This window comes from Oceanobacillus piezotolerans, assembly GCF_003665065.1.
In the GTDB taxonomy this organism is placed as follows: Bacteria; Bacillota; Bacilli; order Bacillales; family Amphibacillaceae; genus Oceanobacillus; species Oceanobacillus piezotolerans.
Genome location: NZ_RCHR01000001.1, coordinates 791,045 through 814,209 on the forward strand (window position 1 = coordinate 791,045; position 23,165 = coordinate 814,209).

The 23,165-nt window shown below is 33.6% G+C and carries 30 protein-coding genes and 1 pseudogene; 5 read left to right on the forward strand and 26 right to left on the reverse strand.

Annotated elements, in window-relative coordinates:
* Positions 1–85 precede the first annotated feature (85 nt).
* The 21 genes from D8M04_RS04240 to hxlA all read right to left on the reverse strand — a co-directional run bounded on the left by D8M04_RS04240 (position 86) and on the right by hxlA (position 14,924).
* Entirely contained in the window at positions 86–283 is a 198-nt protein-coding gene (locus tag D8M04_RS04240; protein WP_121521629.1) for a YwbE family protein, read from the reverse strand.
* Between the two features lie 1,489 nt (positions 284–1,772).
* The gene (locus D8M04_RS20535; protein WP_121521631.1) at positions 1,773–2,003 is read right to left on the reverse strand and encodes a VOC family protein; all 231 of its coding nucleotides are present in this window, start codon (positions 2,001–2,003) and stop codon (positions 1,773–1,775) included.
* 31 nt (positions 2,004–2,034) lie between these two features.
* Positions 2,035–2,148, reverse strand: a complete 114-nt coding sequence (locus D8M04_RS20680) for a VOC family protein (RefSeq protein ID WP_121521632.1) — start codon at positions 2,146–2,148, stop codon at positions 2,035–2,037.
* A 251-nt stretch (positions 2,149–2,399) separates the two neighbouring features.
* Positions 2,400–2,711 (reverse strand): TIGR04104 family putative zinc finger protein, encoded by a 312-nt coding sequence (locus D8M04_RS04265; RefSeq protein ID WP_121521633.1) that lies wholly within the window; start codon positions 2,709–2,711, stop codon positions 2,400–2,402.
* Positions 2,712–2,846: 135 nt separating this feature from the next.
* Positions 2,847–3,098, reverse strand: a complete 252-nt coding sequence (locus tag D8M04_RS04270) for a hypothetical protein (RefSeq protein ID WP_121521634.1) — start codon at positions 3,096–3,098, stop codon at positions 2,847–2,849.
* Between the two features lie 289 nt (positions 3,099–3,387).
* Positions 3,388–3,633, reverse strand: a complete 246-nt coding sequence (locus D8M04_RS04275) for a hypothetical protein (RefSeq protein WP_121521635.1) — start codon at positions 3,631–3,633, stop codon at positions 3,388–3,390.
* 484 nt (positions 3,634–4,117) lie between these two features.
* Positions 4,118–4,648 carry a cysteine hydrolase family protein gene (locus tag D8M04_RS04280; RefSeq protein WP_187695402.1) on the reverse strand — a complete coding sequence of 177 codons (531 nt, stop codon included), beginning with the start codon at positions 4,646–4,648 and terminating at the stop codon, positions 4,118–4,120.
* A gap of 56 nt (positions 4,649–4,704) precedes the next feature.
* Complete coding sequence (locus tag D8M04_RS04285) at positions 4,705–5,115, reverse strand: hypothetical protein (RefSeq protein ID WP_121521637.1); 411 nt, start codon at positions 5,113–5,115, stop codon at positions 4,705–4,707.
* A 599-nt stretch (positions 5,116–5,714) separates the two neighbouring features.
* Positions 5,715–5,924: a hypothetical protein gene (locus tag D8M04_RS04290; RefSeq protein WP_121521638.1), complete on the reverse strand. Its 210-nt coding sequence runs from the start codon at positions 5,922–5,924 to the stop codon at positions 5,715–5,717.
* Between the two features lie 160 nt (positions 5,925–6,084).
* Positions 6,085–6,582 carry a hypothetical protein gene (locus D8M04_RS04295; RefSeq protein ID WP_121521639.1) on the reverse strand — a complete coding sequence of 166 codons (498 nt, stop codon included), beginning with the start codon at positions 6,580–6,582 and terminating at the stop codon, positions 6,085–6,087.
* Positions 6,583–6,909: 327 nt separating this feature from the next.
* On the reverse strand, positions 6,910–7,377 hold the full coding sequence (locus tag D8M04_RS20645) for a hypothetical protein (RefSeq protein ID WP_342772622.1): 468 nt from the start codon (positions 7,375–7,377) through the stop codon (positions 6,910–6,912).
* A gap of 21 nt (positions 7,378–7,398) precedes the next feature.
* A complete protein-coding gene (locus D8M04_RS20650; protein ID WP_342772623.1) occupies positions 7,399–7,644 on the reverse strand; it encodes a class I SAM-dependent methyltransferase in 246 nt (81 codons plus the stop codon).
* 194 nt (positions 7,645–7,838) lie between these two features.
* Positions 7,839–8,669, reverse strand: a complete 831-nt coding sequence (locus D8M04_RS04305) for a GNAT family N-acetyltransferase (RefSeq protein WP_121521640.1) — start codon at positions 8,667–8,669, stop codon at positions 7,839–7,841.
* A 315-nt stretch (positions 8,670–8,984) separates the two neighbouring features.
* Positions 8,985–9,203 (reverse strand): hypothetical protein, encoded by a 219-nt coding sequence (locus D8M04_RS04310; RefSeq protein WP_121521641.1) that lies wholly within the window; start codon positions 9,201–9,203, stop codon positions 8,985–8,987.
* A gap of 101 nt (positions 9,204–9,304) precedes the next feature.
* On the reverse strand, positions 9,305–9,826 hold the full coding sequence (locus D8M04_RS20390) for a DUF5412 family protein (RefSeq protein ID WP_246001106.1): 522 nt from the start codon (positions 9,824–9,826) through the stop codon (positions 9,305–9,307).
* 139 nt (positions 9,827–9,965) lie between these two features.
* The gene (locus D8M04_RS04320) at positions 9,966–10,460 is read right to left on the reverse strand and encodes a hypothetical protein (protein ID WP_121521642.1); all 495 of its coding nucleotides are present in this window, start codon (positions 10,458–10,460) and stop codon (positions 9,966–9,968) included.
* A 229-nt stretch (positions 10,461–10,689) separates the two neighbouring features.
* Positions 10,690–10,914: a hypothetical protein gene (locus D8M04_RS04325; protein ID WP_246001107.1), complete on the reverse strand. Its 225-nt coding sequence runs from the start codon at positions 10,912–10,914 to the stop codon at positions 10,690–10,692.
* Positions 10,915–11,194: 280 nt separating this feature from the next.
* Complete coding sequence (locus tag D8M04_RS04330) at positions 11,195–12,448, reverse strand: aminopeptidase (protein ID WP_121521644.1); 1,254 nt, start codon at positions 12,446–12,448, stop codon at positions 11,195–11,197.
* A gap of 147 nt (positions 12,449–12,595) precedes the next feature.
* Positions 12,596–13,141: a GNAT family N-acetyltransferase gene (locus tag D8M04_RS04335; RefSeq protein WP_121521645.1), complete on the reverse strand. Its 546-nt coding sequence runs from the start codon at positions 13,139–13,141 to the stop codon at positions 12,596–12,598.
* Between the two features lie 585 nt (positions 13,142–13,726).
* Positions 13,727–14,284: a 6-phospho-3-hexuloisomerase gene (gene hxlB / locus D8M04_RS04340; RefSeq protein ID WP_121521646.1), complete on the reverse strand. Its 558-nt coding sequence runs from the start codon at positions 14,282–14,284 to the stop codon at positions 13,727–13,729.
* 7 nt (positions 14,285–14,291) lie between these two features.
* Positions 14,292–14,924 (reverse strand): 3-hexulose-6-phosphate synthase, encoded by a 633-nt coding sequence (gene hxlA / locus D8M04_RS04345; protein WP_121521647.1) that lies wholly within the window; start codon positions 14,922–14,924, stop codon positions 14,292–14,294.
* Between the two features lie 419 nt (positions 14,925–15,343).
* On the opposite strand from hxlA, the gene D8M04_RS04350 reads away from it, so the two are divergent.
* Genes D8M04_RS04350 through D8M04_RS04370 form a run of 5 tightly spaced genes read left to right on the forward strand, consistent with a single transcriptional unit; the run spans position 15,344 to position 17,660 of the window.
* A complete protein-coding gene (locus D8M04_RS04350) occupies positions 15,344–15,589 on the forward strand; it encodes a spore gernimation protein GerQ (RefSeq protein ID WP_121521648.1) in 246 nt (81 codons plus the stop codon).
* A 17-nt stretch (positions 15,590–15,606) separates the two neighbouring features.
* The gene (locus D8M04_RS04355; RefSeq protein ID WP_121521649.1) at positions 15,607–15,975 is read left to right on the forward strand and encodes a spore coat protein; all 369 of its coding nucleotides are present in this window, start codon (positions 15,607–15,609) and stop codon (positions 15,973–15,975) included.
* An 18-nt stretch (positions 15,976–15,993) separates the two neighbouring features.
* The gene (locus D8M04_RS04360) at positions 15,994–17,130 is read left to right on the forward strand and encodes a zinc-dependent alcohol dehydrogenase (protein ID WP_121521650.1); all 1,137 of its coding nucleotides are present in this window, start codon (positions 15,994–15,996) and stop codon (positions 17,128–17,130) included.
* Positions 17,131–17,147: 17 nt separating this feature from the next.
* Positions 17,148–17,342 (forward strand): hypothetical protein, encoded by a 195-nt coding sequence (locus tag D8M04_RS04365; RefSeq protein ID WP_121521651.1) that lies wholly within the window; start codon positions 17,148–17,150, stop codon positions 17,340–17,342.
* A gap of 18 nt (positions 17,343–17,360) precedes the next feature.
* A complete protein-coding gene (locus tag D8M04_RS04370) occupies positions 17,361–17,660 on the forward strand; it encodes a spore coat protein (protein ID WP_121521652.1) in 300 nt (99 codons plus the stop codon).
* A gap of 147 nt (positions 17,661–17,807) precedes the next feature.
* Here D8M04_RS04370 and D8M04_RS04375 read toward each other — a convergent pair whose 3' ends face one another.
* The 5 genes and pseudogenes from D8M04_RS04375 to D8M04_RS04400 form a co-directional block, all read right to left on the reverse strand.
* Positions 17,808–18,896 (reverse strand): L-dopachrome tautomerase-related protein, encoded by a 1,089-nt coding sequence (locus D8M04_RS04375; protein WP_121521653.1) that lies wholly within the window; start codon positions 18,894–18,896, stop codon positions 17,808–17,810.
* A 403-nt stretch (positions 18,897–19,299) separates the two neighbouring features.
* A pseudogene (locus D8M04_RS04385) lies at positions 19,300–19,743 on the reverse strand (D-alanine--D-alanine ligase); the annotation flags it as partial.
* Between the two features lie 18 nt (positions 19,744–19,761).
* A complete protein-coding gene (locus D8M04_RS04390; RefSeq protein ID WP_121521655.1) occupies positions 19,762–20,160 on the reverse strand; it encodes a class I SAM-dependent methyltransferase in 399 nt (132 codons plus the stop codon).
* A 235-nt stretch (positions 20,161–20,395) separates the two neighbouring features.
* Positions 20,396–20,692: an HIT family protein gene (locus D8M04_RS04395; protein ID WP_246001108.1), complete on the reverse strand. Its 297-nt coding sequence runs from the start codon at positions 20,690–20,692 to the stop codon at positions 20,396–20,398.
* Between the two features lie 451 nt (positions 20,693–21,143).
* Complete coding sequence (locus tag D8M04_RS04400; protein ID WP_121521656.1) at positions 21,144–22,358, reverse strand: serine hydrolase domain-containing protein; 1,215 nt, start codon at positions 22,356–22,358, stop codon at positions 21,144–21,146.
* Positions 22,359–23,165 lie beyond the last annotated feature (807 nt).

The following is a 23,165-nucleotide window of genomic DNA, read 5'->3' on the forward strand; positions in this document are numbered from 1 at the left end:
TACGTGTTATGAACTCTCAATCCCTGTCGAACAAGTACCAGTTACTTTTCACTTTAAACTTATTCATTAAGAAAAAATGAAATATTCATTGACCGAAGATGGTTTTCACTCTGCCAACTTGTCCGTCTTGTAGTCGAACTTTAATCCCGTGTGGATGATGGGGTGATTTTGTCAGTATGTCTTTTACAATTCCACGAGTAGTTTTTCCAGTCCGTTGATCCTGTTTTAAAACAATATCCACCTCAAAACCTAGCTGAATGTTTTTACGTTCCTGTCCATTCATTGTAATTTTCACTTCCTTTTATTTTTTACAAATTGCAATTTTGCGTTTTTCGGATAATTAGTCTAGTCAATCTTACACTATTTTATATTAAGTTCTTATCAAATACATAAAATTTTTATTGTATCATGTTTTTATTCAGTTATTCTACTTACATGACCTAAGCTCGTGCTCCTTATTAGCATAGATCTTCTTAGTTAGGGAAGCATTGGATCAGCGGCTTTATGTTTCCATAGTTTTGTCGATAAACGGAAATAACTTCCTCATGCGCGTCTCCTCCTCTCTTTTCTTTTACTTTCTCTTTATGTATGGGGCAAGTTTCGGTGATGGATTGGGTACGTGATTGGGTACCCAATTGGGGTGAAGATAGGTCAAGTGACTTTTCAAAGGACACCATTTCATAAACTGGTGCACAGTTTTTTTCCCTTTTTATAGTGAATCATATTATTTTTAACGAGAATCGCCCTTGCATCAATTAACGTCCTTTTCGCTGCTGCGCTTAAGGCATCAGCCCTCTCGATTCACTAACATTATGGAGCTCAATCCCTTCAACCATTTGGCTTTCGGCCCGCTACCTAACTGTCTAGCTTAAGACTAAAGTTACCTTTAGCCCTCCAAGACTCGCTACGAGCGAATGGCTAGTTCTTACTCGACGGGAATCCCACCCGTTATATGACACGACCTAAGCTTGACCGCACAAGCACCCAATAGTTGAATAATCTATGTATCAAAAATTAATAAAATTAATAGCATATCGTAATTCTTTATTTACTGTATTTCTTGCATATGGAGTTTTGTAGTTTTTAATGATATGTTTCTAAAAAAGAATTTGATTATAAGTATATTTTTTCGTGAAATTGGATAACCGTTTTGTTTCCCATTTGATACATCAAACATATCCTTAATTTCTTCTATTCCCAACTTGTGGAAGGCACTTAATTTTACTTTCATTTTCCTTATAATTTGTTTTTCCTCTCGATAAAGATAACTTTGGCCTTTTTCCTCTCAAGAATTACCCCTCTTATTTAAGAAAGTGGTTTTGACATGTCCATCATATTTTTAAATCCAAGATTTTCATAAACTCTTCTCCCAGTTGAACTTGACCACACTCTTGCCCGTTTTGGCCCCTTTTTGTTTAAGCTATAAACAAATTTCATCTACTAATTTATAGGCTAATCCAGTCTTGCAATGATCTTTCAACGTATATACCGCTACCACCCAACCAAATAGGCTCTGTTCTTCGGCAAGTGGGTAGGAATACTCTGTCCTAATAAGACCTCCTACACAAGCCACAATATTATCATTGCTTCTACAGCAACCCTGAACATTAGATTACCTAAATTAGATTCTTTTACAAATAAGTTTTTAACTTCTTCAACCCTCTGTAATTCTGGCTTTTGTATTGCATCAGTTCTCCCATTTCACATGCCATTCTGTACCAATAGCGTTTATCCTTCTAGAATCAACGCACCCGTTAGCACAAAAAATGAAGTTAATTACTTGATGTAATTCTTAAATAATATCCATCTGGGTCCATTATTCTAAAATCGTTCATTCCCCAGGGTCTTTTAGTCAATTCAGTATGGATTGGATAACCTTTTGCAACTACCTTATTATAAACATCATTTACATCTTCAACTTCTAAAACTATTTCAACACCTAAGCCAATTTTTTGACTATTACCAGTAACTTTAAGTGGATGGCGGTCAGGTAAATTTCTCATTTCTCCTAGACCTAAAAATACATCCCCTTTTCTAACAGGAATGTAATCCTTCAGTTTCTTTTGGTATGTTAAAGTCCAAAATGTTCCTATAAAATTCTACTGATCTTTCTATACTTTCAACGAATAATTCCAGTCTTAATTTCATTATTTACTTGTCCTTTCTTTCACTTAGGTTACAAAAATCAAGGCTAAATGCCTCTCATTATTTAAGAGTCTATCCTGCCCCGTTAATACATAACTTCAACAAAAATAAGCGATAATCCTTCCTAGACTATCGCACCATTTAGTTGAAAAACCTTACTTTATCTTATTACGTTTTACCGATGCAAATATAGCCCATCCAGCTTATTACACAATTGTCGCTCGATTGATGAGACAACTTCCTCTTTTGACTACCTATTTTTTAAAAAGGGTAATATATTCCTCCCTGCTGCTTATCTCCATTAAAAACGGGTGAAGTGACATAATTAAAACGAATAAAATAGGAAATAGACTTAACAATATGATACCTGGGATATCAAAGAAAATGTTAATCAGCAGTGGTAATAATATGATAGCGTTAAAAAGGGCACTTTTAGTTCTTGATTTTTGTGTTTGGTATTGTGTTTTTCCACAGTAAGGGCAAGTCATTCCAGGATTGAAAGTAAAAGTCTTTTTAATAGTTTGATTCCAGTTCCACTTATTATGGCAATGCTCGCAAGTCGGCATTTTAAACACCCCCACACTCCGTAATATGGCCGCTTTTGGTACAACTATGTTCAATTATTGCACCGCACCCATTAGTTTAATAAGCACTTCTCTTTTTTTGTTCTATCTGTTCGACCTATGAAGTAAATCCTTAATTTATTTACTATTTTTTTTACCAATTTTCTCGTTACCACGTTTAAAGTTCCCCGTAATTTTAGCTAATAATAACTGTACTTCTGTTATATTATCTTCAGCTTCTCTAATTCTTGCTATAAGGAGTTCCGCCTCACTACCCTTTATAATTTTAATTTGTTTACCTTTGTAATAGATTACTACCTTTCCTTTTTTTGTTGTTTGATATGCAAACGGTTCTTCACTTAATCTGTTTCGTTTATCTATTTCGCTCACTACAACGTCTCCTTAATTAATTCAGTTTCAAACATTGTATTCAAAAAAATCATTTATTTAACTTGTTTTCTTTAAATTTCAACTCACTGAATTAAGACATAATGTAGCCATTTCTTTTATTTAACTAAACTTTCCCTTTAGTAAAATATCTTCTACATAAAATAGCGTTAATCCTTCTTGGATTAACGCACCCTTTATTTTAATAAGCAGCTTATTCTTCTATTGTACATTAAATTACAAATTGTTCACTGACTGTTAGATATTTTAGTGCCAGTCAGTTGACACTTAGCTATTCTTCTTGAACGAACTTTACCTCATTATATTCACAATTGTTACAGTACATTAAATGAGGACAAAACTGATCTTTCGCTGTATTGGGATAGCCATCCCCCATTTTTACAGTTTCTTCATCATTATAATGACCATAAGGATCTAAAAAATCGGATACCTTACCTGAATCTTCTAATCGAGAACTACATTCCGGACAATTTAATTCTAATTCTTTAAACGAATTACATATAGGACACATAGCCATCAGTATCACTCCTTTTTGCTTTCTAGTTAGTATCCATTTTTTTGATTGGTACTATGTAACACAAAAGTGTGATGCTGAATCTTTGTCCTATTTTTATTGGCTTTGTTAATGTTTATTGTTGATATTTATACAAAAATCAGAGTTAGTTCTCTCCCTTATACAGCAAAATTAGCCTAACACTCCAAGAATGGAGCCCTGTTCTTGTAAAAGTATCGCACCTGTTAGATGAACAATTCAAAAAGTATTTAGTACAAAATAAATCCTTTCTTCATTGAATTCCATATCATATTTACTTTTCTCAACTAAGTCCACTGCACCCATTTTTGTCTATTCTAATATGGGACTATCATGATTGTTTTTAATTTGATACTTTCAGTGATTTGATAACCTATTTTGTAATTCGATCATCAAATAAAATAAGAACAAGGAGTCAACTCACAAACTCCTTGTTCAACTTTTGCACCCAATAGTTAAGAACAAATCTTCACAATCCGTTCTCAAATGTAATATCTTTACTTGGATAAACATCTGCAAACCAACGTAATACTCTGTTATGATGGTTTATTATTTGTTGAGCTGTAATGTCTTGTGAATCCCAAGTGCTGTGTGTATCTGAAGCTAAAGTGACCTTATATTCCATACTAGATGCTCTTCTACAAGTTGTATCAACGCACGCTTCTGTTTGAATTCCCACAATTACTAAATGTTCAATCCCTTGTTTTTTGAGTTCATCATCTAAAGAAGTATTAAAAAATGAATCAGGAGTATTCTTTTGAATGATTACATCTGTATTTTTGGGAATAATGTCAGGATGAATCTCCCAACCCTTTGTGCCATATTCTAAAGGCATACCTGCAGGTGAATTATGCTGTATATAAAAAATCGGTGTCTCTGTAGAGCGTGCTTTAACGAGTAAATCCTTTAAATTTTGTAGTAACCTTTCACCTTGATATACAATATTACCTTCTTGAAACATCCCATTTTGGACATCTATAACCAGTAGTGCTTTCTTCATCATTCTCCCCCCTAAAAAAGACTCTTACTGACAATCTCTTATTCCAACTAGATATCTCACAGAATGATTTCAGAAACTTTGGGTTCGTACTCGGATATTATATCAACTTGATGTTCAAAACAAACTAATGAATAGTGTTTCAGGTTCTTGTTCAATAATCCTAACTCTTTTTTCACATATTGAAGAAAACTAGATCTTTCATAGATACGAAATGAATCACCTTGAAATATGTTTTCATCATTCCAAACAGTATAATCATCATAAACCACCGAATATGTAATATAATTTTGGAAATCAATTTGTAAAGTTGTTACCTTACTATCAGGATGAGGATAAATGATTAAATCAGTTACATCCTTACTCCTATTTACGATAAACCTTAAAGCTACACCATCTGTTCTTGGTTCCGAAATAGCCTCGAAAGAAATTTTATACCCTAAATCTTTCACCAAGTCTACAAACTCCAATACTTTTCCCCACTCTTTCCTTTAACTTTATATATCCACCACCTTTAATGCAAAAAGGTATACTTCCTTAGTTAAGAAACGCACCCCAAAGTACAATAAGAGACGAACTTATTTTTACTGGTTTATTGATTCACTTAAAGAATGGGTAAACTTTGACTCCCTGGTGCTTATTTCATTGAACTTACAATTTCAATGAATTCCTCTTCGGTAATCTCATCTTTTGGATTTTCATAGTTTTGCATCAATTGAATCAGATGAAAAACTCCCCTTTCTGCTCGCCATTGAATAAAATGGGCCTTTTCTCCTTTAGCAGTAACTTCAGCCCCGTTATCTAATTTAATTTTTTCAGCGGTTTTTATTCCTTCGACAACTTAATCCCCATTTGGATATGTGTGTTGCCCCCTAATTTCAACATAATACCATAATATTCAAAAATCATTATCCAAGAAAGACATTAGATTAGATAACAGCCTTGTTAACCTCTTACACTTTTTTCTTTTTAAAATCTTATTTCACTAATCTACCTCGTTAATACAATAAATTCTATAAAAAAGGTGGTTAATCCTTCATGGATCAACGCACCCGTCAATGGAGTAAAATTAATTTGTTATACACTCGAAATAAGTCATTTCTAAACCTGTTTTTTCAATAATAGGATGTCCCCCTCTGTTAAAACAATTATTGGCTGCTTCTGTTACTTCTACATAACTAAAATAAAATTGAGAAGCAAAAATAATTGCAATTATTATTAATGCGAATATACTCACTATTATTAAACCTTGTATGGGAGTAACTCTATTTCCACTCATATTTCCACCTCATTTCAAGACTTATATCAATAACTAATTCGTTTAAAATACCAAACCCAGTACGAATAATTTCATTTTAATTATTGTAACGTACCCTTTAGCTTAATAAAATAGTATTTGTAACATAAAAGTTAAATTCGGTTACAAAGAAACGCACCAGTCAGTTGAAGAATATATTTTCCAAATAAACAATCCCCATACAAGATACCCATACTGTACAAGGTATTGCTAAACTTCTTATGGAATGCAACCAATAGTATTCTTTTTTATTTCTTTGTAGCAATCTATCCGTAATAAAAAACAAAATTGCTACACCTAAACTATAAAAGTGTAATATTAGGCCGAAAAGGATGTGTAAAATACCTGAGATAATTACTTCAACTTTTCCATTATTAGTTTTACCAGACAGAAATTCTCCTATTTTATCACTAATAATAGAGGTAGGTACACCATAGATTAAAATTACTGGAAAACTATACATCAAATAAGCAGGTGTTGCTATAGAAAAAGCAAAAAAATAATCTGTTATTGAACTTATATCTCCCCACGGATTTGGAACAGTCAACCCGAGTAAAATAGCAAATAATGTTCCGGATACAGAGGCTGAAATAATTTTTCTCATTAAAACCGTATTCACTAAAGTCCCTCCATCTGTCATCTGTAACACAGCCACCTTATGTCGTTCTAGACCCATTTATAGATATTGTATTATTGGATGTTCCTTTATCATTTACCTGAATGCTTCCAAAGTATAAACTTTCAAATGAGAAGGTAGGTAAAACAACAAAACTAATAGTAAAGGTAAAATTATATAAATGAAAATCTTTTTTATTACCGAAAATTTTATTTCTAATCACCTAACTATTTACAATTATTTCCCTGATACAATAACCATAACATTTATATAAAGTACACTCATAGAGATATTTATCTTTATTCTTGAGCATTAGTTAGTTTAAATCAATAAAAATAATAATACAGTTGCTTACTGCTTAATCTTTTTACAGACATAAATCATTTGATAACTATCAGCTGATATAGGGGTTTCATCCCAATCTTTATAAACACTTATTATTTCAAAGCCATTTCCATATAAAATACGTTCCATCTCTTTCGGAAAAACGTATCGTAAACATATATTTGTTCTCACTTCATCGATTACTTCTTCATTTTTATTTATAAACTTTCTTATTGTTGTGTTGTGCTGAACTTGGGTTAGGGAGTCATATTTACTAATTGTGTATACATCAACTTTATTTTGAGTCTCACTATCTACGTAAGTTTTCCAATATTCCTCTGTACTTGGCTGTAATAATTCCTCTGCATTCGGAAACCTTGTTCCAAAAATAAAAATCCCTTCAGTTTCTAAATGCTTATTTACAGATATTAATAAACTATCTTGGGCTTCATTTGTAAGGAAATGTTGGAATGAATTCCCTACCGAATAAATCAAGTTACTTTTTACATCCAAGTTTTATTTGGTACAATCTTGTTCTATCCACTCTATTTGTAAATCAAGATTAGATGTTTTCTTTTTCGCTTCATTTAACATTCCTGTATGAAGGTCAACCCCTATCATGTTGTATCCTTTACTTGCTAAAGGAATAGTTGCTCTGCCTGTTCCACAAGCTATGTCAATTATTATCCCTTTTGTCTTGGACGCCCATTTCTCTAAGAATTTCACATCTTCTGTATATGTATCATTCTCTTTATCATACAAAATTGGGTTATCATATTCTTCAAAGTTATAAAATGTTGATTTCTCCCCCTTTAATACAATAAGTTCAACAAAAAAGGCGGTAATCCTTCTTGAATTAACGCACCCTTTAGTGAAAGGAGAAAAGTAAAGCTATTCAACAATCGCGCATATTGCATCGCAATCAAATCAAGGTTCTTCAACATATTATTGAATAATTATTCGAATGAAAAATCATATCCAACATAGTTAAATACATTTCTGAATCCAATATTCTCTGCAACTGCAACAGAGGGTTTGTTAATTTCCATACAATCCCAATACGGAACCATATTATTGTCCAAACAATCTTTAACAAAACTATGAGCTACCCTTTGAGCTAATTTTTTTCCCTGATGAGTCTTTAATGTTTCAATATCTATGCAGTGTACATTTCCAACCACAAAACCTGAAAAACAAACACTAACAATTTCATTTTCGTAAACAATACAATAACCCATTCCATTATTAAAGAAACTCTCAGGTGAAGGCCAAAAATCTAATATTTTTGATTGTAAAAATTCAATGTTTTTTATTGAGTTATCCTTATTTTCATAGAGTGTATTACAGATTTTTATAACCTTATATCCTTGATCAATTTCAGGTTCGTTATTACCTTTATAACCATCCTTATGTAAGATATAAACCCTCTGATTCCAACTCCCTAATTTACGATGTTCAAAAACTCTTTCAATAGTGTTATTCCATTTTTCGTGATTGCCAACTCCTTCAAACCATTTTAGTTGGACTTTTTTTGCTTCCGGTATAATTACATTGTTAATAAACTGGTTTAATCCATTATTAAAGTTCTCGTTTTGCTCACTTCCAAAAAATATAAATCCATCATTATTTCCTAACCAAATAAGCCCAGATACAGGGTTATTAATATTATCTACAAAAATACGGCCCGGATTTTCATTTTCAACAATTGCTTTTGCTTCTAATTGCCCTTGTTCATTTAACAATTTTCTACACTTACTAAATTCAGTTTTATCTAACTCGAATATCATATATATCCCTGCCCCTTCACATTTACAGGATAGATTAACATTCAAATTTATTTCCCTTGAGATTCTAACTTCCCTTTATCCATTTATTTCGATATTAAGGCAAACAAAAACCTCTATAATTTGACCCGATTGTTAATAACAAGTGAAACAACACTCTTCAACTAGACTACCCCATTAGTAAAATATCTCCATTCTCAATATTAGCATAATATTCCAATAATATTTACAAAAAAAAGACCATCATTTGATGATCGCCCTGTTTAACTCTTGCACCCGTTTGTTTAAGTATATTTATTCACAAAATTGTTTTGAGCTTTACTTTTTTCTTAACTCGTTTAGTCCGGGAATACGTTTATAAATATCCGATACCTTATGTAAAACCTCTAACTTTACTTTATCTCCTCCATTTCCAGTCATAGCAGTATCGACAAATCCATAAATTAATCTTAACAAAGATTTAGCGTCTTCTTCTGTAAGATGGTTAATAGCATCTATTGTATTCTCAAAGTGGTTAGTATCATTATATTCTTTCAACATAATCCCTCCTTAATTCTACTTAAACTATCTTATTTCGATAATAAATTGGCGGAGGCTCCTTGTTCAGTAATTGCACCCGTTAGCACAATAAGAATTTGTTAATCCGAAAAAGTTTCCCCTTTACTCAAGTCCAAAGTATGATTATTAATTGTGATGGTATGGTTATTTGTCCATTCGACATCTGCTTTGTGCATATTGTTATCATTATAAATATTTTTCTTAAACCAAAGAGGACCATCTACTATACCTAATACACCAATGGAGGTAGCAGCCCCGCCATTTACAGTGTAAAAGTCGATAGTGATTTTAGAATCGGGAGACTGTATAGTCTCAATAGGTTCCCTCGTAAATGTATTCACTACTATTGCTAATAAAAGAATTGCTGAAAGAGAAAATGTAACTAAGACCGTCAGCCAACTTCTCCATATCGCCACCCTGCTTCTTTTGTCCTTAAATCCTACAATCCCCATAACAAAAGCAATAACTGTAAGTAACCATAAAATAGAAACAGGCGGTGACACTGACCAAGTTTGGTTATGAAAAGCATATATAGAATGTAATGAAGTCGATAAGAATAATAAACATAAAGAGAATGACCATAAATTATATTTTATTTCCAAAAATTCTCCCCCTTAGAACACCTCTTATAATTATCACCTTGTACCCGATAGTTCAAGTATATTTTTCACAACCTCTGAGTTTGAAAGATAAAGGTTACCTAAAACGCTTAGTCATCCTTTTATAATATGTATCAGATATTTATGACTTAGCATCTTTTAAAATAGATAGTACTTCAATCGTTAACAAGATGAGAGATACACCTACTGAAATAGTTACATTTATAACATCATTTAATTTTATTAGTATTCCTATTATGTAGAAAGCTCCTACCCTTGACAACGCTGTAGATAGGACGGCATAGATATTTTTACCCCACAGGTATTCGAAGAGCGTTTCGAAAATATTATCAATTGTCATCAAATAAATTAGAAAAGAAATGCCAATAACAATTAGTTGATTGGTATTTATATTTAATGAAAAAATTGTATCAATTATACTAGTTGATCCCATTATTAGAAAAAGAGAAAATGCAAAGACGAATGTGATAATTACTGAAAATAGAATAGCAACGACTATTAAGGTTAATAAGCTGTCTTTACTTTCCTCTTTTTTGTTTTGATGATTGATGAACCAAAACAATAAGAGAAATGAAAGAATAAAAATTACAGATAAAAATATTAGAATTTTTAACATAGCAACCCTCGATTTTTTTTGTAGTTTTTAGGTTGATACATTGGAAAAGTTATTTATCTACTTATTCTATCAAGAACAATCTTTCAATGCATCCTCCCTTTAAATAGTAATACGTTTTAACAAACGTTAAGTTTCAAATTATTCGTTTAATTAACCCCTATCAATTAAAAAAGATCGCCATATGACGATCTCATTGTAGTGTTAAAGCACCCGCTACTTTTAGAGAAGATTAACCATTATCAATATCAAATTTCAGCTTATCAATATAATTTTTCCCCTCTAATAGTGAAAGACCTAAAGTTTCTCTGGCTTTTTTTACTGCTTTTACGTCTTTCCCATCCTTTATTAGCGCACGTAACTCATCATTTATTGGATTTTCAGGGAGTTCTAATTGTTTACTTAACTGGTCTAAATTATATTGTCTTCCTTTTATTCGACCCTCTAATTTACCCAACCTAACCGACAAATAAATTATTAAAAGAAAAGATATGATTATGAGATAATATTCTAATTAATTACACCTCCAAAAAATAGTTGTTTACTCTACCTACTTACGAATTAGAAAAGTAAAGGTTTCAATGTTCCACTAAACCGACCCTTTAATACAATAAGTTAAACAAACATACCCAAATCTTCATTTGTTACAGGAATGCTGCCCAGTTTGTTTTCACTATAACTAGCACTAAATATAATCCACCAGAAACCAGTTTTCTCTGTTTTAAGTTGTAGACGATTCAGAATTGGAAATCCCCATCCTTGATTAGCAGGACTTCTGTTCCACCTTCTTTAATGCCCACTACTTTCATATCTTCGGTACCAAAGGTCACATTGACTAACAAAAGTGAAGTATTCAGACCCGCTGCCTTCAACTCTTCCTCAGATTGGCCAATGCCATTTTGAATATTGGAGGGAGATGCATTTCCGATTCCAATGTGACAGGCCGTATTTTCATCAAATAAGGTATTGTAAAAAAGAGTATCTGCCTGAGCAAGGGGAGATTTTTTAGAGACCAAGGCAATTTCACCTAGATAATGTGAACCTTCATCTGTTTCGATGAGACTTTGTAACTCTTCTTGTCCCTTCGCGGCATAATATTCGGTAATCTGTCCATCTTTAAAAATTAGATAAAATTCATCGATAACACTTCCCCCATAGATAAGAGGTTTAGTACCTACCAATTTGCCATTTACCTTATTTTTATGGGGAGCAGTAAATATTTCTTCCGTAGGGATGTTCGGAAAGAAAGGTATTCCATTTTTATCTATGACACCTCCACCAATAAAGAGATGATTTTTAGGTAGACCAACTAATAAATCAGTTCCACGGCTATTTTTAAAATGCAGGGATTCAAATTGGCTCCCGTTTAGGATTTTTTTTCGAGACTCGAAGGCTCTATTGTGACTCTCCCAATCTTTTATAAGATTTTTTCCATCCGCCCGAGATCCTTTTAAAATTAATCTCCATAATGATTGTAAAGCTTCTTCTTTACTTAGGTTTGGAAAAACTTTAGTTGCCCATCCAGCGTACGGGACAGCTAGAAGACACCAGCGTACCTCGTGGGATCTAATTTTCGCATAATAATCCCTCAATTTGGTACGAGAAGCTTTTTGGAAACGACTTATCCTTTCTGTAGAAACCTCCTTAAAGACATCTAAGTTTTCAGAAATAATATGTATGTATGCAGCACCTGCATTGTCCCACTCCTTAAAACGGGCAGCCTGCCAATCAGGAAAGTGATCGATGACACTATCTGCTGCATTTAAGTAAAATTCTTTGGTAGACTGTTCATCCGTCCAATCGATAAATACATTTGAAGCCCCTGCCTCATAGGCTACCGTTTGGATTAGACGTGCAAACGTAGCATTTTGAATATCACTATGAATAATCAATAATTGATTTTTTTGCAGATTCACACCAGCTCGTACAGCAAGTTCTGCATACTTTTTTAACTGTGCTTCAGTTATAAATTCATATATTCCTTTAATCATTTCATTTCTCCCCTGAGTTGTTCTTGTATAATGACCTACTTAAACTATCCTGTCCCTTTTGTACAATAGTTTCAACAAAAAAAGGCGTTAATCCTTCTTGAATTAAAGCACCCGTTTTTTGAATAAGGAAAAAATTAGGAGTTATAATTATTCATTAAACCTTCCCATTATTACGGTATTATAATAACTTCCATCCGATAGTAGCTTATCTTTTATTAATATTCCTTCTTCTACAAAACCATAGTTTTTATAGAGCAGTATGGCTTTTTCATTTGTTTCGAGTACACTCAAAGTAATTTTCTTTATTTCGGTTGAATCAGCCCATCTAATTGTTTCCTTTAAGAAGTTTGTTCCAATACCATATCCCCAGAAATCTTTTAAAACACAAACACCAAACTCAACTTTATGATACATTCTTTTCAACTGATTGCCTTCACACCTTGAGAAGCCTACAATCCTTCCGTTTACTTCGCAAACTAAAAAAATATTATGGGCACTTTCTGTATCTTCTTTGATTAGTTTTTTAAAACCCACTTCATCTATGTACGCTTCACCTTTTTCTCTATCCAAATTTTCTGTTTCGCCATCTATCTGCAATCTTATTTCAGACAAGTTTTTCGCATCATTCTCTTTGGCTGACCTTATAGTATAACTTAAATTACGAATATAAAATTCTATTGGATTTAACTTCATTAATCTCCCCCCTTTTATTCCACTAAACTTCGCCATTAGCTCAATATCTTTATACCTGAACATAATACCATAATATTCCAAACAAAATATGAATTTTCCAGAAGAAAAAAGGCGACCAAATTCTATGATCACGGTTGCTAACTACTGTACCCATATGTTTGAGTGCAATCATTCACAATCTTGGTTGGTAAATAAAAAAGGTTGGAGCAGCAACCTATTTTAAATCGAAAATAATCTATTCTGTCTTCTTATTAAATAAAGTAGTTGCTCTGATGATATACTATTAAAGCTTGACCATTTATTAATCTTACTATATCAAGCCCGATCTATTTAAACGTTCAGCTAACTGCATTTTTCCTCATTACTTATAAAGGACTTCAACTTGTTGAGGAAAGATTCTTTAAATGAACTTTGACCTTTGTAAGTTAGAACTACATTTGAAGCTCGAAAGTCTGTTGTACGATGTTCCCTTTTTACGAATCCATTTATTTGAACCCATTTCTTTATATATAAAATAAAACTTCTATGTTGATAGATAGAAAGACCGCAAATTTATGCGGTCTTTCCTATAGTTATATGTTGGGTTTATTCTAGGTTAGCATGTTTACCATACATTTTATTAGAATCTAAACCTTTTTTCTCCATAAAACGCAGAATTAAGGCATCATAAAATAACAGCATCATTTGTTCAAATAGAGATCCCATTGGTTGGATAGTTTTGTAATCACCTTTAGACTGGTCTTTCGTTACTCCCGGTAATTCTACAATCATATCAGCCAATTCTCCAATGGTTGATTCAGGAGAAATGGTGATAGCCGCGACTTTACCTCCTAAGCTTTTCGCTTTTTCAGCAATAGCAACTAAAGTTTTTGTTTCCCCTGAACCAGAACCAATAATTAATAAATCTCCTTTTTCTAAGTTGGCTGTTACAGTTTCACCGACTACATAGGCATCAATCCCCATGTGCATCATTCGCATCACAAAGGACTTACCCATGAATCCAGATCTGCCTGCACCAGCTACAAAGATTTTCTTAGATTCCAAAATCTGGTTTACTAATTTTTCTGCCTCTGAATCAGAAATTAATTGAACCGTTTGATTTAACTCTTGAATAACTTCTGCTAAATATTCAGTAGTCTTCATAATTGAATTACCCTTGTTTTATTAATTCTTGCATTTTTTGTGCTGTAGCTTTTTTATCATCTTTGCTTGTAATACCGCCACCTACAATAACGAGGTCAGGCTGTTCTTTTATTACTTCAGGAAGTGTTTCTAATTTAATTCCACCGGCAATCGCAGTTTTAGCATTTTTAACAACGCTCTTAATCGTGTGTAGATCTTCAAAGGAATTTTTCCCTACAGCTTGCAAATCGTAACCTGTGTGCACACAAATATAATCGACACCAAGTTCATCTAATTCTTTAGCACGTGCTGCAATGTCTTTCACCGCGATCATATCCACAAGGATTTGTTTACCTTGTTTCTTAGCTTCTTCTACTGCACCTTTAATTGACTCGTCTTCTGCAGTTCCAAGAATTGTTATGATGTCAGCGCCTGCAGAAGATGCTTGGCTTACTTCATATCCAGCAGCATCCATAATTTTCAAGTCGGCTAATACAGTTAAGTTAGGAAATGCGGCTTTTACTTCTTTCACTGCTTTAAGACCTTCATTGATCACCACAGGTGTACCAATTTCTACAACATCAATATGCTCTTCTACCTCTTTCACTACTTCAATTGCTCCTGAAATATCGACAAGATCTAATGCTAGTTGTAATTTCAATTATATCTCTCCTTATTGAATATTTTAATTTGTTGCGCTAAGTGTGTGTCATTAGACATGTGTAAACTATTAATTTACTAGCATATTATCTGTATACCCATTTTGATATAAAGTAAAAAGTCGCACTTTTTTCGTATATAGTGTTATCAAGTCATTTCCTACAATACGAAAGGCTAGTCTAATAACCTATCTTGGTTAAGTTTTCACATTTCTTTCCTAAGTTGTATGGGTCTAGCCTATGCCCTTTTAATCAAAATATATCGAATATTTATTAGTGATACCTTATAAATATTATGATTAATCCAGCAATTGAATCAGCGTTTTTCCTACCTCTAAAAAAACTATTGAAGAATGATTCATTGTACATTTGGAATAATACCTTTGTATATATATAGTTAGTCAAAAAGGAGGGAACCAAAATGGATATTCAAAAATTAGCCGATCATGAGTCCTTGGATCTACATGAAGTAATTAATTTTAAAACCCTATGCTTAGCGAAATCAAAACTAATGCAGGGGCTGGTATTTGATCATGAATTGAGAGCATTAATGCAAAAAGATGTTGAACAATCCATGCAAGCGCTTCGAGAATTACAGGCAATTTATCAACGCGCACCTTTTGAAGCTCCAGTTCCTCAAAACCGGCCAACACCAATAATAAATTGAAAAGGGAGGAAAATTCATTGAACCAAGACTATTTAGACCCTATAAACTCGCTACACGTACCAGAGCTAGCAGATACCACATTTGCGATGGATTTACTCCTTCGTTCCAAAGAAGGTGTACGCAATATTGCTGTTGCATTAACGGAGTCTGCATCACCTGATGTTAGAACCCTCTTACGAAGCCAGTTAATGCAAGGTATTGCCATGCATCAAGAAATTACAGAACTAATGATTAATAAAAAATGGTTCCATCCATACGAACTAAGTGAACAGTATAAGCTAGATCAACTCTCTGCCAACAATACATTGATGATTGGCAAAATGAATCTATTCCCTGTTGAGACCAATAGAAAAGGTATGTTTGACCAGACACCTGATGATCACTAACACTGGAGGCTGTATAGCATGAAGGCAGTAACGTATCAAGGTATTAAAAATGTTGTAGTCAAAGAAGTTCCAGATCCAAAGATTGAAAAACCAGATGACATGATTATTAAAGTAACGAGTACAGCTATATGTGGGTCAGATTTACATTTAATTCATGGCATGATTCCTAACCTGCAAGAAAACTATGTTATTGGTCATGAACCAATGGGAATCGTCGAAGAAGCCGGTCCAGGTGTGACTAAACTAAAAAAGGGAGATCGAGTAATTATTCCCTTTAATATAGCATGCGGTGAATGCCATTACTGTAAAAACCATTTGGAAAGCCAATGTGATAATTCAAATGATAATGGTGATATGGGTGCCTATTTCGGATATTCTGGTACGACGGGTGGCTATCCAGGTGGGCAAGCTGAATATTTAAGAGTGCCATTTGCCAACTTTACTCATTTCAAAATTCCAGAGACTTGTGAAGAACCAGATGAAAAGTTAGCAGTTATTGCCGATGCGATGACTACTGGTTTCTGGAGTGTTGACAATGCAGGTGTAAAGGATGGAGATACAGTTATTGTTCTTGGCTGTGGTCCGGTTGGTCTTTTTGCTCAAAAATTCTGTTGGTTAAAAGGGGCAAAGCGAGTCATTGCCGTTGATTATGTCAATTATCGCCTGCAGCACGCAAAGCGCACCAACAAAGTAGAAATTGTTAACTTTGAGGACCATGAGAATGTAGGAAGCTACCTGAAGGAAATCACCAAAGGCGGCGCTGATGTTGTCATTGATGCAGTTGGTATGGACGGTAAAATGACTGATATGGAGTTCCTTGCAAGCGGAATGAAGCTTCAAGGCGGAGCATTAAGTGCGTTTATCATGGCTTCACAAGCAGTGCGTAAAGGCGGGACAATTCAAGTTACTGGCGTTTACGGCGGCAGATATAATGGTTTCCCTCTTGGAGATATTATGCAGCGAAATATCAATATCCGCTCTGGTCAAGCACCTGTCATCCACTATATGCCATATATGTTTGAATTAGTTTCGACCGGAAAAATTGATCCAGCAGATGTTGTAAGTCATGTACTTCCACTTAGTGAAGCAAAACATGGCTATGAGATTTTTGACACAAAAATGGATGATTGTATAAAAGTCGTGTTGAAACCTTGAGGAAGGAGGTATAAAAAATGAAGTACGCCTTACACGAAGTTCTTGAGGTTCATGAGATAGCTGCATTTAAGACGACTTGTTTAACTAAATCCAAAACGATGAAAGCTTTAGTTACTGACCAGTCATTAAAAGATATTATGCAGAAAGACATTGATGTATCTACGAGACAATTACAAGAATATGCTTCTATCCTTTCCAACGCTAAGCAGTAAATTAGGAGATGAATGAACATGAATCCAATCATTGAAACTTTAACTGGCATGAACGCACTATCGGATCAAGTCGTTGCAATGGATCTACTCATTTCAGCGAAAAGTGGAATTAGAAATTATGCCATGGCAGTTACGGAGACAGGAACACCGGAAATTAAAGAGATGCTCACTCGCCATTTAGTGGAAGCTCTTGATATGCATGAACAAATATCCACCTATATGAAAGAAAAAGGATGGTACCATGCTTGGAATACAAACGAACAGATTAGTTTGGATTTAAATAATATCAATACAGCATTGAACTTACCTACATTATAAGAAATTTCCAGGAACAGTTTAACACTCACAAAATAAACTGTTCCTATTAAACCATTTTGATTTTATCAGAGTAAGTAAAGTTAAAATTTCTTTCTTACTCGTGTTTGTTTTACACTATATAATGAAACAATTAATTGACTATTTTTATTATGAAAAGGTCGGAGCAGGAAATTCATCAATTTTGATACGAAGTAAACTATAAGGTTTCTGTCGTAAGTCTTTTCCATAATGAAATCTAGGCTGTCGATGTAATTGGTTCACAATGACATACAAATATTGATCTGGACCTATTGAAAAGGTATCCGGCCACAAAATTCTCGGATCGTGTGCGATAGTTTCCATTATGCCATTTGGCAATATCTTACGGATACTGTTATTTTCATAATCTCCAGCATAAACAGTTCCCTTTGCACCGGTGATCATTCCATCAGACGCACCTTTTTCTCCCCAATATTCCACATGATAAGGTAAATCCAAGTCAGGTATTTTTCTGTCTCTCAGGGCTTCAGTTGAAATCGAGAACAAATGACGACTGGTTAGTGGAGCAAAAAATAATATCTTTCCATCGGGCGAAATCGCAAGACTATCAGACGCCAATCTAAATGGAGAAGTTGAACCGTCCTTGTTTCGATTCATTAAAATTTGACCTTCTACTTTCGGTAAAAAATAGGGATCGGGTGAAGTTGAATTTGCCCCATTTAACCGTCTAAACGCGTTCCCATTTGATAAATCTACGACGATAATAGCTCCTGGCCCTCTTGAAGAAGAATCAGTTATATAGGCATAACCTGCTTTTCCAACACGAAAATCAAAACGGACATCATTCAGATATGTTGTAGGCAGGACAACATCTTCTGTAAAGGTATATACTTTTCTTATTGTATTGGTTTCTAAATCAACAGCGACTAATTTCGCCCCCCTTTTAATAGGTTCAGAAAAATTGGGTGCAGCTGTATCTAATATCCAAAGCGTTCCCCTTCCATCAGCAACTACACTCTGGACACTGATGAAAGTCATTGTGACATTCTCGGGGTTAACCAAATTGGTTTGTAAATTAGGATAAGGTTGCAATTTATCCTCAAAAATTTCCCCCACCGTAAATTTAACATCGTCTCCCCATTTCGGAAAGCAAGTGAAAATACGACCGGTTTCTGAAACAGTAACACCTGTAGGCATAGCCCCATAAAATGCATAAACTAGTTCTAAATTACCAAAATATTTTTCACTAGGTAACATTAATATCCTCCTCAAGTATTCAAGCGGGATATCTCCTATATATGATTTATATTTATTCTAGTGCATGTTTCTTAATAAGTTTTTCTAAACGAAAAGATGATTGAATTGATTGTTTTCAAAATTACTAGGGTTGTCAGAAGAAAGAAAATATTTTATTTTAAAGGTCTCCATAGCTAAGTTGGAATATTCCCGAATCAAAGTTAAGCTGTTATAAATAAAAATTGGGAGTTTACTTTTTAAATTTGTGAGGAGATGTACTTCAGCTAATCTGCCCTTTAGTTTCATAAGAAAAAGGCTGGCTAAGCAACCTCCCTTATTAAAGTAAAGCACCCGATAGTTTAAGTGTAATTCTTCGCAAAAAAGGCGGTTAATCCTTCTTCGATTAACACACCCGTTCTGCATTCAATAATCGTTTTGCAATATCTTTGTCCATACTTACAGCAGAACCCAAAACATTTGAACCAACATAAGGAATATTCGCAATACGTAGCATCCCTTGGATACTTCCGTCATCCCCTAAAGTACCGTGTAGTATTGGGAATATAACATCAAGTTCATCTAAGAATTTTGAATCTTGTATTTTGAATAACTGATTCTCAGTTTCACCCGGTACGATAGCAACTCCGTTATTTGTTTTATTTAATGCAATTAATTTAGGGTCTTCCGCATTAAGTAAAAAATATGAAGCATCACTTAAATGCCATTTCCCACTCTTATCTATTCCAATTAACAAAACATCATATTTAGATTTGTCAATTGCATCAATAATGTTTTTCTCCGATTGTAAAAATACCTCGTGTTCTGCAGATTTCCCCCCGAATAGTAATCCGATTGTTTTCTTCAATATCATTTCCCCTCTCCATTATTACTTTGTGGCTTCTATACACCAATAAGGCTCTTTTTGATGTAGTTTAACTGTTTGAAACCTATGATTTACTATCATCTCTTCAATCTCTTCTGTATTTAGTAAAATAAAGTTTTTCGTCCTTCGCATTTTTTCCATTTGTGATTTATCGGTAATAGATAAAAATAGTTTTCCACCTGGTTTTAAAACTCTGTGAACCTCTGCAAATCCTTGGTTAATGTCAGTCCAAAAATAAAGGTTATGAACTGAAAAAACTATTACTTCATTTTCTTCTATTTCCAATAAATCAGTAGTCCAGCGATTAATCGTATCATTACCTCTTTGCATATAGATTCCAATCCATTTGGAAAGGAATCCTTTTGGTTGTTTTAATTGGTTACCCAACCATTTCTGAATCATTATATCTCCCCTTAAATAGTAATCTATAATTTACTTTTACGATATTTCGCATTAAAAGTTTATATCTTCTCCAACTATCCTGCACCTTTAGTACAATAACTTCTACGAAAAGTAGCGTTAATCCTTCTAGAATTAACGCACCTTTGGTTGAGAAGAATTATCTTTTATGACACCCTAATTAAACAAAGTGGACACGCTATTTAGATAGGTAGTTTTCTATCCACATCTTCAGCTTTTAAGCATAAATTACTCGTTTATCAGGATTCGTTTGAAATCCTTTTGTGAAGTAGAAAAGATCTCTTTTGTATCTTGGGTAAACGTGGAGATGATAATGCCAGACATCTTGACTTCCGGCTGGCTCATTATGCTGCCGAGTAGTAATACCATCACACCTATATGTATCTTTCATTGCAAAAGCTGTAAGTTGTGCTGCTCGATGGATTTCAGTTGCATATTCTAGGGGGAGTTCATAAATGTTGTCGAAGTGTTGATTAGGGACAACGAGAACGTGTCCTTTATGTTTGGCCAACATTTACTGGCTATAAAATCCGTTACATAATCATTTTGGAATATCACATCATCTTGTTTTGTTCCTTTATTGGGTAAATCCAAGCCCGAACTGATTTGGCAGAATGGGCATTCATATCCTTTTGGCAGATGTGATATTGTTTTCATCATTTTTTCCATCCCTTACATATCTCTTAATTATAAGCCCCAACATTATTAATAGAATAACTCTTAAACTAAAGCACTCGTTAGCTCAATAACTTTTTCTTTGATTTTCTTTACCTTTAAACAAAGAGCATAAAAAATATGCTGACCAGTGATTTCAAAGTAGTACCTCCGCCAGATAACATCATAAGTCTCCGATATTAAAGTCATACTTTAACCATAAGAAAAAGGCGACCTCTTCAGGTCACTCTTTTTAACTATCGATCTGTTACTTTAAGTGTACTCTTTCTCAATGTTAGGGCAGCAGAAAGTTATTCGAGTTTACTTGATAATTCAAGCAAAATTTCCGGCCAAAAATCTACTTTTCCAGTTGTCTTTCCAGTACGAACTATTACAACGTTAGATTTAGGACTAACATAGATAACTTGACCATATTTGCCATGTGCAAAGAAATCATAATTTCCATCTTCACGTTCATAACCTAGCCACATATATTTGTAATATCCTTGATCACGATTGAAAAAATCCCAGCTAGTATAACTATAGTAGGAATCATTTATATTCTCTTTTCTTTTTGTGGAATCAATTACCCATTGGCTTGATATAATTTGTTCCCCATTCCAGTTCCCTTTATTCAAATACAATTTTCCAAACCTAGCAAAGTCGATAGCCCTGGCATTGATACCACTTTCCATTTTTTCAAACCCATGCTTTTTGCTATCCACACTCCAGGTTGCTGAATATTCCATGCCAACTGGTTTCCATAATGTTTCTTGTAAATATTCAGAAATAGATTTTTGAGTTGACCGTTCTAAAATTATTCCTAACAAAAGAGGGTGATAATTATTATATAGGAACTTTTCGCCTGGTCTATCAACTAATTCGGTTTCCTCTATAGCTAAACGTCTAAGATTTGGAGAATAATATGTTTTAGTATCATCCCCAAACAATAATCGGCCTTCAATATAACGAATTCCAGAGGACATCTCTAAAAGGTGCTCAATACTAATCTCTTCAAAACCTTTATTACTCAATTCAGGTATATAGTTAGTAATGGGCTCTTCAATACTTTCAATATAGCCCTCCTCTATTGCTTTACCAATGAGAAATGATACAAACGATTTTGCTACAGAAAAAGACGTATTGATAGACTCTCTACTATAGTCGTTAAAATATTTCTCATATATTACTTTGTCATTTTTAATGATAATAAATGATGTTGTATTAGTCACAGTAAAAAACTGTTTAGCGTCGCCAAGCGTATACCTTTCTTGATCATAGGAATAGTTAATATCCATCAGTAAATCATCAATATAACTTTCTTTCAAGTCATATTCGAACGTATGACTGTCATTCGCCTTCTTAATCTCCCTATATGCAAACTTTTGATGATCGTAAAAGTCAGATTCCCCCCAGAGAATTCCCCTACCTATATAGGTGAATGATTTATAATCAGGCAATAGTAACATATAAGAAAATAACATTAGAATTAATACTATAATTAAGATACCAATCTTTCTTTGCATAAGTTTCCCCTTATTTAGATTTCTTATTTTGCTTTATTATCATTCGATGTCTTGCACAAACCTATTACTACCTTCAATCAACGGTTGTTGAATTGTATCTTATTAATATTTTCATTAGGGACTCCAGTTTCAATGTAACTTCTGATCAATTTCCAGTCATCGTTTTCTTGCATCTTAAGCGTTTGAAAAACTAACGCTCTCTAACTTCTTTCCACCAATAACTAATGTAGCAGATAAGATAGCCCTAACTTCATCCTGTCCTAAAGGAATTATTGAAACGACATTTAAGCCCTTGTTTCCAACCAGTTATCGATTCTTCATAACCAAAGTCACTAATTCACTACCTGAAATCTCTCTTGCTTTATAACCTTGGAAATTAAAATTTTTCAAATCTTTATAGATGAATTTCTCCAAACCTCTAAATACCAATCAAGAAACTTGTGGAATGAACTGTTTTCCATAAAATACCCCCTAATATACTGACTTTATATACTAAATTGCCCATATAATGCAATGACCCTCACCTAAATGTTATCATAATTTTCTAATATTAAAATCAAAACTTTAACCACAAGAAAAAGGCGACCTCAAGAGGATCATCTTTCGCAGTAAGTTAACCAAAGAGTAAGAGCCAATTGATACAACGTATTCGAAAAAAGAGCGTTAACCCTTCTTGGATTAACGCACCCGTTAGCATTCCTGTAGAACGTTAAATTTCAGGTTTGAAAAAAATAGAGCCCCTCGATAAGATGAATTTACACACACAAGCAAATCAATCTTAGGAGGAAGCTCTACATGAAGTATAAA

Bases quoted from the DNA above. Each gene is read 5' to 3' on its own strand.
- D8M04_RS04240 (WP_121521629.1), bottom strand. From the start codon at position 283: ATGAATGGACAGGAACGTAAAAACATTCAGCTAGGTTTTGAGGTGGAT.
- D8M04_RS20535 (WP_121521631.1), bottom strand. From the start codon at position 2,003: ATGAGAAATTTACCTGACCGCCATCCACTTAAAGTTACTGGTAATAGT.
- D8M04_RS20680 (WP_121521632.1), bottom strand. From the start codon at position 2,148: ATGAAATTAAGACTGGAATTATTCGTTGAAAGTATAGAAAGATCAGTA.
- D8M04_RS04265 (WP_121521633.1), bottom strand. From the start codon at position 2,711: ATGCCGACTTGCGAGCATTGCCATAATAAGTGGAACTGGAATCAAACT.
- D8M04_RS04275 (WP_121521635.1), bottom strand. From the start codon at position 3,633: ATGGCTATGTGTCCTATATGTAATTCGTTTAAAGAATTAGAATTAAAT.
- D8M04_RS04280 (WP_187695402.1), bottom strand. From the start codon at position 4,648: ATGAAGAAAGCACTACTGGTTATAGATGTCCAAAATGGGATGTTTCAA.
- D8M04_RS04290 (WP_121521638.1), bottom strand. From the start codon at position 5,924: ATGAGTGGAAATAGAGTTACTCCCATACAAGGTTTAATAATAGTGAGT.
- D8M04_RS04295 (WP_121521639.1), bottom strand. From the start codon at position 6,582: ATGACAGATGGAGGGACTTTAGTGAATACGGTTTTAATGAGAAAAATT.
- D8M04_RS04305 (WP_121521640.1), bottom strand. From the start codon at position 8,669: ATGATATTCGAGTTAGATAAAACTGAATTTAGTAAGTGTAGAAAATTG.
- D8M04_RS04320 (WP_121521642.1), bottom strand. From the start codon at position 10,460: ATGTTAAAAATTCTAATATTTTTATCTGTAATTTTTATTCTTTCATTT.
- D8M04_RS04330 (WP_121521644.1), bottom strand. From the start codon at position 12,448: ATGATTAAAGGAATATATGAATTTATAACTGAAGCACAGTTAAAAAAG.
- D8M04_RS04335 (WP_121521645.1), bottom strand. From the start codon at position 13,141: ATGAAGTTAAATCCAATAGAATTTTATATTCGTAATTTAAGTTATACT.
- hxlB (WP_121521646.1), bottom strand. From the start codon at position 14,284: ATGAAGACTACTGAATATTTAGCAGAAGTTATTCAAGAGTTAAATCAA.
- D8M04_RS04350 (WP_121521648.1), top strand. From the start codon at position 15,344: ATGGATATTCAAAAATTAGCCGATCATGAGTCCTTGGATCTACATGAA.
- D8M04_RS04360 (WP_121521650.1), top strand. From the start codon at position 15,994: ATGAAGGCAGTAACGTATCAAGGTATTAAAAATGTTGTAGTCAAAGAA.
- D8M04_RS04365 (WP_121521651.1), top strand. From the start codon at position 17,148: ATGAAGTACGCCTTACACGAAGTTCTTGAGGTTCATGAGATAGCTGCA.
- D8M04_RS04370 (WP_121521652.1), top strand. From the start codon at position 17,361: ATGAATCCAATCATTGAAACTTTAACTGGCATGAACGCACTATCGGAT.
- D8M04_RS04375 (WP_121521653.1), bottom strand. From the start codon at position 18,896: ATGTTACCTAGTGAAAAATATTTTGGTAATTTAGAACTAGTTTATGCA.
- D8M04_RS04390 (WP_121521655.1), bottom strand. From the start codon at position 20,160: ATGATTCAGAAATGGTTGGGTAACCAATTAAAACAACCAAAAGGATTC.
- D8M04_RS04395 (WP_246001108.1), bottom strand. From the start codon at position 20,692: ATGTTGGCCAAACATAAAGGACACGTTCTCGTTGTCCCTAATCAACAC.
- D8M04_RS04400 (WP_121521656.1), bottom strand. From the start codon at position 22,358: ATGCAAAGAAAGATTGGTATCTTAATTATAGTATTAATTCTAATGTTA.